Below are 7,690 nucleotides of genomic sequence, written 5' to 3'. Positions count from 1 at the left end.
CGAAGGATTGGGAAAAATCCATCGCCAGCGCGGCAGCTTGGGTCACAATCGCACACATCCGCCGCGTCACGCGGATGCTCGCAAGACAATGAATTCACTCGAAAAGTTTTGAATCAGACTCTTAGAGGTGGCAAAGGAGATCTCGATTCCTGGCATCAGGTATCTGACAAAAACAGTCAGACGGCAAGGGGCAATGCTGACTATTTTTATCGGAGATTATCCATGGCACAGTGTCGCTGGTCCAATGGGGGCAGCAGGGCGCATGAAAAAGGGCCGCAGAAACTGCGGCCCAGTCGGGTTCTGTTGCGAAAAGCAGTCAAAACCGAGGGATCGTTCAGCCGCCAAGCGGAATGATCAGGCTCACACCCAGCGTCGTGTCGGCAACGCCGGTGTCTTCGACCTGGGCCAGCGCTCCGGACAGGATCATGCCGTTCTGGAATTCGTAATCCGCGCCAACCGAGATCAGATCGGTGTCGCCTGCGCTGTCCAGATCACGGTGGGCCAGGGTGCCGGACAGGGTCCATTGGTCAATGCCGTAGGCCGCGTTCAGCGTGGCATAGGTGGCGTCATCCGCGCCGCCGCCAAAGTTGGAGAAGGAGGCAACCTCTGCGAAGACATCAAAGCCGTCTGCAAAGGAATGGCCGATACCGGCGACGAAGCCTTGTTCGTCATCCACATTGCCAGCGCTTGCGCTCAGATGGCGGGCGCCAATATGGAACCGGGTTGCGCCGACGCTATGCGCCCATTGGATGGCAAAGTTGTCCAGCTCGCCGGTGTTGCCTGCGCCGCCCGCAGCGGCGGTATTACGGCCCCGGTCGAACCAGGCCGAACGGCTGAGACCGGTGTCATCCGCATAGAAGACGCCAAAGGACAGGGTGCCCGCGCCATTGAGCTCTACATCAGCCAGGACACCGATCTGTTCGGCGAGTTCATAATCTTCGGCCAGGGTGCCGCCAAAGAAACCCGCTGCATCGTCCCATGCGGTGCCGAACACGGGGTGGAGTTTACCAATTGAGACGGTGGTTGCTTCGCCGATGCCAAAGCTGAGGCCGATCTCTTCGACATAAAGACCGATGTCGTCAAAGCTGCGGTCGGCAGTGGCGTCAGTCACGCTTTCGGCGGTGAGGGTCGAGAACAGCGAAACGCCATTGCCGAAAGTATAGGTGCCGGTGGCGGTGATGGTTGCTTAGGTGTCGCGGATTTCGTTTGCAGCAACATCCGAAGAGATGATCTGCTCGTTGCCGATTTCGATTTCACCTTCCCAGGTGAATTCGGCCTGTGCCGCCGTTGCGGAAAACACGAAAGGGGCGCCGAAAGCCAGCGCCGCAGCCAGAGTCTTGTTCATAGTACTGTCCTGATATTTGGATACCGGGCGGCGTATCTGGCTGCGGTTGTCGGCTGGGCCGCCCGGTGATTTTTTGAGTTATTGGAAGACGGCGCCCGGGTTGTCGAGCGAGTCGGAGCCTTCGAATTCGACGTCGGTCAGTTGCAACGTCGCAACCGCGCGTTCGATCGAACGGGTCTGGTCGATCAGACCGTTCACACCGCCCATCACCAGCGCTTCGCCTGCGGCATTGCCCTGTTCCAGCATCTGGTCGTAGGAAAAACCGGCCTCGGCAGCGGTCTTGATCCGGCCCAGTGCCTGCATGGTGTCGGCCAGCTTGCCGCGCAGTTCCGCGTCCAGATCGGCATCGGCTGCGGCGACAAGATCAGACAGCGAGGCGCCGGAGACCAGTTCCCCATTCACCCGCACGTATTCACCCAGATAGACGTTCTGCACGCCCAGACCGTCGTAATAGTGGCTGTTGTGGGTGTTGTCGGAAAAGCAGTCGTGCTCTTCCTCAGGGTCATTCAGCATCAGGCCAAGGCGCATCCGCTCACCGGCCTGTTCACCGTAGGAGAGCGATCCCATGCCGGTCAGCATGGCGACGATGCCTGCGCCTTCATCGGCCATCAATTCGGCGCGGGCGGCGCCACCCTCGGCCCATTGTGCGGCCATCCAGTCCAGATCGGAGACCAACAGTTCGGTTGCGGCCTGCAGGTAGGCGCCGCGCCGGTCACAGTTGCCGCCGGTGCAGGTCTCGCCATTGGCGTAATCGGTCCAGGGGCGGTTGCCCGCGCCGTGGTCGGTGCCATTCAGATCCTGGCCCCAAAGCAGGAATTCGATGGCGTGATAGCCAGTTGCCACGTTGGCTTCGACGCCGTCCGCCTCGTGCAGGGTGTCTTCCAGCAACGCGGGGGTGATGTCGCTGGTGTCGATGGTCTGACCTGACAGCTCAAACGCGGGATTCGCGATCACGTTCAGCGCCGCCAGCGCGTTTTCATCCGACGGGCCGCCATAGGAGGCGTCCACATAGTCGATCAGCCCCTCATCCAGCGGCCAGGCGTTCACCTTGCCTTCCCAGTCGTCGACGATGGCATTGCCAAACCGGAAGGCCTCGGATTGCTGATAGGGCACGCGTGCTGCCAGCCAGGCGGTGCGGGCGGCTTGCAGGGCTTCGGCCGAGGGCTCGGCCACCAGCGCATCAACGGCGGCCTTCAGGCGCTGGGCGGTGGTCAGGCTGTCCTGATAAGTCGCCTGGGCGATATCGGCGTAGGTGGTCAGAACCGCGCCTTTTTCGGGGGCCGCAGGTGCGGCCACTGCGGCAGAGCCGCCCATGGCGAGGGCTGTGAGTGCGGTTCCGGTGAGAAACAGCGATTTCATCGGGATTATCCTTGCTTGGTTCGGTCGAATGAGGGGGGGGTGCGCAGGTGGCGCCTAGGCTGCGGTGAGCCCGGATTTTATTTCGTCAGGATCAGCTTGCCGGCGCGGGTGATGCGCAGGCTGTAGATCTGGCCGTTCAGCAGAATACGCGCCTGAATACCGCCGCGCGTCAGGTCTTCGGCGTGATAGGTGGGGAATGCTTCCGTCGTGGCGGTGGTGGCCACGGGATCAGATGTAATCTGGTTCATGATGAGTGCCCATTTCTGAAATCCGCCCTGTCGAATTCGGTCCGGTCCAGAAGCCATTCCAGGCAGAACCCCGAAAGGGTGCCGGAACGCGCAAAAACTTCGAGCCAGATCTGGGACAGGCTGTCCTCGTGGTCAGGTTCGGATGCGGTGGGCGCGGAGCCAGAAGCGATGTTCGACATGATGACGCAATGTGGTTGTCTCGGTTCGTTCGGGCTGGCCTGAACTGCGTCAGGTTGGCTGGATATGGCTCATACCTGATTTATTTACTCATCTTTGTCAATCCGACTTTTTTACTCGGAAATTTGCGCCGGACGGCTCGCCTCGGTGTGGATTGTTTCCAAAGCCTAGGGGAAATTGCGGTTTTCTTGCGTTCTGTTGCTGCAAAGCGTCCGCCAAGGCTGGAACATGGCGCCGCGCGAGCAGAGGCCTGACGCAAGGGGGGGCGAGTCGCTGAGGCGAGAGTGGATGCAAAAAAGGCCGCCCAATGGGCGGCCTCTGACATTTGATAGATTGGACGACTGGCTTAGTCGCGGGTGCCCGAGAACCGTTCCTGCCAGTCTTCGCGTTGCTCGTCTGCAATCTTTGCGAACAGAACATCCGGCACGGTGAAGCCATGCCCGGCGGGCAGGGCCGAAAGGGCGGCTGCCACATCGCTGGGCCAGCTGTCGTCGCTGGAGTTGAGGGCTTCCATCAGCTTGGCACTGGCCTGCGGAATGAAGGGTGCGCTGAGCACGGCATAGAACCGGATCAGGTTGAGGCCCAGACGCACCTGCGCCGCGGCGCGCTCGGGGTCTTCCTTGAACACGGACCAGGGCGCGGCTGATTGCAGGTATTCATTGCCCGCAACCCAGATCGCGCGCAGCTCCTGCGCCGATTTGCGCACCTCCATCGCGCCCATCTGCTGCTCGTAAGCGCGCAGGCGGGTGGTCAGTTCCTCGATCAGGGCGGTTTCCTGTTCGCCGTATTCGCCGCCCGCCGGAACCTCCTCGCCGAACTTGGAACGGCAGAATTTGGTGATACGGGAAACGAAGTTGCCCAGGACATCCGCCAGATCCTTGTTCACCGATTGCTGGAAGTTCTCCCAGGTGAATTCGGAATCGCTGCTTTCTGGTGCGTGGCTCAGCAGCCACCAGCGCCAGTAGTCGGCGGGCAGGATCTCCAGCGCCTGATCCATGAAGACACCGCGCCCCTGGCTGGTGGAGAACTGGCCGCCGTCATAGTTCAGGTAGTTGAACGACTTCAGGTGATCGACCAGCTTCCACGGCTCACCCGAGCCGAGGATCGTTGCCGGGAAGGACAGCGTGTGGAAGGGGACGTTATCCTTGCCCATGAACTGGACGTATTTCACATCTTCGGCGCCCTTGTCGGTGCGCCACCAGCGTTCCCAGTCCGCATCGGTTTTGCCATGGGCGTCGGCCCATTCCTTGGCGCAGGCGATGTATTCGATGGGGGCATCGAACCAGACGTAGAAGACCTTGCCTTCCATGCCGGGCCAGTCTTCGTCGCCCTTCTTGACCGGGATGCCCCAGTCAAGATCGCGGGTGATGCCGCGGTCCTGCAAGCCGTCACCATCGTGCAGCCATTTCTTGGCGATGGAGGTCGTCAGGACGGGCCAGTCGGCCTTGCTGTCGATCCAGGCGTCCAGCTGATCCTTCATCGCGGACTGGCACAGGTACAAGTGCTTGGTCTCGCGCACTTCCAGATCGGTGGAGCCGGAGATGGCCGAGCGCGGATTGATCAGATCGGTGGGATCGAGCTGTTTGGTGCATTCCTCGCACTGGTCGCCGCGCGCCTTCTCGAACCCGCAGTTGGGGCAGGTGCCCTCGATATAGCGGTCGGGCAGGAAACGGCCATCGGCGTTGGAATAGACTTGTTTCTCCACCACTTCACGGATCAGCCCGGCCTCGGCCAGCTTGCCCGCGAAATGCTGGGTCAGCGCGTGGTTCTGCGGGCTGGAAGAGCGCCCGAAGTGATCGAAGCTGAGGCAGAACCCCTTGGCGATTTCGGCCTGAACCTCGTGCATCTCGGCGCAGTATTCCGCGACCGGCTTGCCTGCCTTGGCGGCGGCCAGCTCAGCCGGGGTGCCATGCTCGTCGGTGGCGCAGAGGAACATTACCTCGTTGCCGCGGCCACGCTGATAGCGCGCGTAAAGATCGGCAGGCAGCTGGCTGCCCACGAGGTTGCCCAGATGTTTGATCCCATTGATGTAAGGGATCGCCGAGGTAATCAGAATGCGTTCCATACCATCCATCCACATGTCGCTTTGCCTGACCCTCTATCGCATGGCGCGGGTGGCGGAAACCCCGCCTGTGCCATTCGCGCGAAATCCAACAGAAGTCGAAACATGTTCAAGGTTTTTCTTGAGTATCAAACGGTCCCCGGCCATCGTACCCTCAGGTTGTACAGGGTGCGGGATTGAAACGGTCAATAACCCTTCCCATATTCATTGTATACTACTGCATACTTTGTGATCCTGATTTGTGAGGTCCGTTTCTACATGCTGCAATTTTTGCTCGACGGAGCCTTTGCCCCGTTCACATTGGCGTTTGCGCTGCTGACCGGCTTGATGGTGCTGGAATTGGTGGCCTTGCTCTTGGGCGGGAGCCTGATCGGCGCTGACAACGATGCAGATCTGGATATCGATGCGGGCGATGTCGGCGACTTCGATCTTGATCTGGATGGTGCGGAACTGGGCGGGGTTGAGGGCATTGATGCTGCGGATCTGGACCTGCCAGATGCAGAACTGGATCTGGAACTGGCACCTGATGCACCTGCAGATGCAGGTGTTTCGACCCCGACAGGCCTGGCATCCTGGCTGGGGCTGGGCCGCATGCCGACGGTGATCTGGCTTGGGGCTATTTTGCTCGGCTTTGGCCTTTCGGGTATGGGCTTGCAGGTGGCGCTGTCCTCGCTCTTTGGGCTGCTTGCCCCGGCTTGGGGCGCAGCCATTCCAGCAGGCGCCTTTGCCTTTTGGTTCGCACGGGTTTTTGGGGCTGCGTTTGCCCGCGTCTTGCCGCAGACCGAAACCGAGGCACTGTCCGAGCGCAATCTGGGCCGCCGCCGCGGTATTGTCACCCAAGGCACCGCCGCCAGGGGGCGCCCGGCTGAGGTGCGAGTCATGGATGGCTATGGCAATGCCCACTACTTGCGCGCCGAACCTCTGAAAGATGGCGATACCATCGCTCAGGGCACCGAGGTTCTGGTGATCCGGGATCGGCGCAGGGGGAGTTACGTGCTTGTTGCCGTCTCCGAATAAGCTTGACGATAAAATTCTAACTTTTGTCCCACAGGGAGGTTTCTCAATGGAGTTTGAGTTTCTGTTGATTGTTGTTGTTACCGTAATTATTTTTCTTGCCCTGTTCGGGCTTGTTATTGGTCGCCTCTACCGGCGCTCTACCCGCGAGATCAGTCTTGTGAAAACAGGGGCTGGCGGCAAAAAGGTGATCATGGATGGTGGCACGATCGTTGTGCCCCTGTTGCATGAGGTCAGCCCGGTCAACATGAAGACCCTGCGCCTTGAGGTGAAGCGCGACGGCGAGGCGGCATTGATCACCCAGGACCGGATGCGCGTCGATGTGGGGGTGGAATTCTACGTCTCGGTCATGGCCACAACAGAAGGGATCGCCCGTGCGGCTCAGACCCTTGGCAGCCGGACCTTCGATGTGGAGCAGCTGCGAGAAATGATCGAGGGTAAGCTGATCGATGGTTTGCGCGCCGTGGCTGCCCAGATGACCATGGATGGCCTGCATGAGAACCGCGCTGACTTCGTTCAGGAAGTGCAGAATGCGGTTTCCGAGGATTTGCTCAAGAACGGTCTGTCGCTGGAATCCGTCTCTTTGACGGCGCTGGACCAGACCCCGTTTGAAGCACTTGATGAAAACAACGCTTTTAACGCGGTGGGTATGCGCAGGCTGGCCGAGGTGATTGCGCCCTCGAAGAAAGAACGCGCCCAGATTGATGCAGAGGCAGATGTCGCCGTGCGCCGCGCCGCGATGGAGGCTGAGCGTCATAAGCTGTTGATCGAACAGGACGAAGAACAGGCCCGGATCGAGCAAAAGCAGAAGGTGGAAACCCTGCGTGTGGCGCAAGAGGCCGAGATTGCCGCCCGGACTGAGGACAGCGTGCGTGAAACCGAACGCGCCCGGATCGCACGGGAAGAGGCCATTCGCGCCGCCGACATCGAACGCGAGCGCAAGATCCGCGAGGCCGAAATTTCCAAGGAGCGGGAGTTGGAGGTCGCTGAACAGGAGCGCCAGATCATCATCGCGCAGAAATCCGAAGAGGAAAGCCGCGCCCGGGCCTCGGCGGATCTGGCCCGCGCCGAGGCGACCAAGGCGACCGAAGCGGTGGCAACCGCCCGCCAGGTGGCAGAGGCCGAGCGTCAGAAGCAGATCGTTCTGATCGAAGCTACGCGCGAGGCGGAACGTCAGGCCACCGGCATTCGTCTGGCCGCCCAGGCGGAGAAGGAAGCCGCCGCCGACCGCGCCGAAGCGCGCCGTGAAGAGGCGCAGGCCGAAGCCGATGCACTCAACATCCGCGCCGAGGCCAAGAAGAACGACATGCTGGCCGAGGCGGAAGGTAAGCGCGCCATCGTTGAGGCAGACAATGTCCTGTCTGAGAGCCCGATTTGAAACTAATTGAGTGAGTTCAGGAGGTTGTGTTTCTGTTCGGGTACGACACTGAACGGAGACCACGATGGCCTGGACCGAACTCACCCGCAGCCAGCATGCCCGTGAGG

The 7,690-nt window shown here is 60.7% G+C and carries 7 protein-coding genes and 2 pseudogenes; 3 read left to right on the top strand and 6 right to left on the bottom strand.

Annotation, left to right across the window (positions count from 1 at the left end; translation table 11 throughout):
- Positions 1-92: pseudogene (locus AAFO90_RS23360) on the top strand (IS5/IS1182 family transposase); the annotation flags it as partial.
- A gap of 242 nt (positions 93-334) precedes the next feature.
- Here the strand turns inward: AAFO90_RS23360 and AAFO90_RS23355 are convergent.
- The 6 genes from AAFO90_RS23355 to metG all read right to left on the bottom strand — a co-directional run bounded on the left by AAFO90_RS23355 (position 335) and on the right by metG (position 5,194).
- Positions 335-1,111, bottom strand: a complete 777-nt coding sequence (locus AAFO90_RS23355) for a porin (protein ID WP_347510972.1) — start codon at positions 1,109-1,111, stop codon at positions 335-337.
- 75 nt (positions 1,112-1,186) lie between these two features.
- Positions 1,187-1,345 (bottom strand): hypothetical protein, encoded by a 159-nt coding sequence (locus AAFO90_RS23350; RefSeq protein ID WP_347510971.1) that lies wholly within the window; start codon positions 1,343-1,345, stop codon positions 1,187-1,189.
- Between the two features lie 78 nt (positions 1,346-1,423).
- Complete coding sequence (locus tag AAFO90_RS23345) at positions 1,424-2,704, bottom strand: imelysin family protein (RefSeq protein WP_347510970.1); 1,281 nt, start codon at positions 2,702-2,704, stop codon at positions 1,424-1,426.
- Positions 2,705-2,781: 77 nt separating this feature from the next.
- Entirely contained in the window at positions 2,782-2,952 is a 171-nt protein-coding gene (locus tag AAFO90_RS23340; RefSeq protein ID WP_347510969.1) for a hemin uptake protein HemP, read from the bottom strand.
- Complete coding sequence (locus tag AAFO90_RS23335; RefSeq protein ID WP_347510968.1) at positions 2,949-3,131, bottom strand: hypothetical protein; 183 nt, start codon at positions 3,129-3,131, stop codon at positions 2,949-2,951. Before AAFO90_RS23335 ends, AAFO90_RS23340 begins: the two co-directional genes overlap by 4 nt.
- A gap of 344 nt (positions 3,132-3,475) precedes the next feature.
- Positions 3,476-5,194, bottom strand: coding sequence for a methionine--tRNA ligase (gene metG / locus AAFO90_RS23330; RefSeq protein WP_347510967.1), 1,719 nt, complete (start codon positions 5,192-5,194; stop codon positions 3,476-3,478).
- Between the two features lie 255 nt (positions 5,195-5,449).
- Between metG and AAFO90_RS23325 the strand changes: the two genes are divergently transcribed.
- Positions 5,450-6,208, top strand: coding sequence for an OB-fold-containig protein (locus AAFO90_RS23325; protein ID WP_347510966.1), 759 nt, complete (start codon positions 5,450-5,452; stop codon positions 6,206-6,208).
- A gap of 46 nt (positions 6,209-6,254) precedes the next feature.
- Positions 6,255-7,568, top strand: a pseudogene (locus tag AAFO90_RS23320) (SPFH domain-containing protein); the annotation flags it as partial.
- Positions 7,569-7,690 lie beyond the last annotated feature (122 nt).

It is taken from the genome of Phaeobacter sp. CAU 1743 (assembly GCF_039839315.1).
GTDB lineage: Bacteria > Pseudomonadota > Alphaproteobacteria > Rhodobacterales > Rhodobacteraceae > Phycobacter > Phycobacter gallaeciensis_A.
This window is presented reverse-complemented; position numbering and strand designations above follow the sequence as displayed.